1 protein-coding gene is annotated in these 223 nt (G+C 53.8%); it reads left to right on the plus strand.

The annotated features are described in order from the left end of the window. On the plus strand, positions 1-223 hold a 223-nt coding region (locus ACYQ8U_RS23520; protein WP_459947964.1), incomplete at both ends, for a GTP-binding protein.

Here is a 223-nt window from a genome sequence, read left to right on the forward strand (position 1 = left end):
AATTCTGGTTGTCGCCGCCACCGATGGCGCCATGCCGCAGACCAGAGAGCATATCCTGCTTGCCCGCCAGGTTGGTGTCCCATCAATCGTCGTGTTCCTGAATAAATGTGATATGGTCGACGACGAAGAGCTGATCGAGCTGGTTGAAATGGAACTTCGTGAACTGCTCGACAAGTATGATTTCCCCGGCGACGATGTTCCCTTTGTTAAGGGATCCGCGCTG

It is taken from the genome of Desulfocastanea catecholica, from assembly GCF_054657295.1.